The organism is Paenibacillus germinis (genome assembly GCF_013141785.1).
Classification (GTDB): domain Bacteria; phylum Bacillota; class Bacilli; order Paenibacillales; family NBRC-103111; genus Paenibacillus_E; species Paenibacillus_E phytorum.
The window spans coordinates 1-637 of the sequence record NZ_WHOC01000042.1 but is presented as its reverse complement, the minus strand read 5'-3'; the positions used below and the strand labels follow the sequence as shown (position 1 = coordinate 637).

The following is a 637-nucleotide window of genomic DNA, read 5'->3' as shown; positions in this document are numbered from 1 at the left end:
ATCGTGCCTATCGCAATACTATGATCGCCGCCAAGAACAAGCGGGAATTTTCCTTTGTTCATTTCTGTCGCAACAACTTGGCATAACTCGCTGTTCACATTTTTAATTTCGTTTAGATGCTTAAGCTTTTCTCCAGCTTGGAAAGAGTGATCTCCTATTGATTTATTTACATGAATATCCCCTATGTCTTGAATTTGATAGCCAAGAGATTCAAGCCTATGATGAATGTTAGAGCCTCTTATTGCATCCGGCCCCATGTCTACACCTTTGCGATCTGCACCATACTGCAGCGGGACACCTATAATCGCGATGTTGTTGTTCTTTGCTGTAATCATCTGCCGCACCTCTTCCTTATCTCCCGTATTATCGCAAGTGTAACACAGCCTTTTTAAGTGGAAAAATCGAATTATCTAATTATTACTATCGAAAAACCTTATGCTAATAGCGAAAATCCCCCTGAGAAGAAGCAGCTACTTCGCTTTTTCTCAGGAGGATTCCCAGGGATACGGATCAACGATTAATTGCATTCCAACCAAATTCGTTTGACAATCTCTGCGAAAGAATAAATGTTTCTCTCTTCCAATCGTTTTTTCAGAATGACCATCGACGTTTCGATTTTCCCAGGAAACCGATGTAT

At 40.7% G+C, this 637-nt stretch carries 1 protein-coding gene; it reads right to left on the bottom strand.

All coding sequences use genetic code 11. The features are described from left to right. On the bottom strand, positions 1 to 335 hold a 335-nt coding region (locus tag GC102_RS08300), incomplete at its 3' end, for an arginase family protein (protein ID WP_171689077.1). Positions 336 to 637 lie beyond the last annotated feature (302 nt).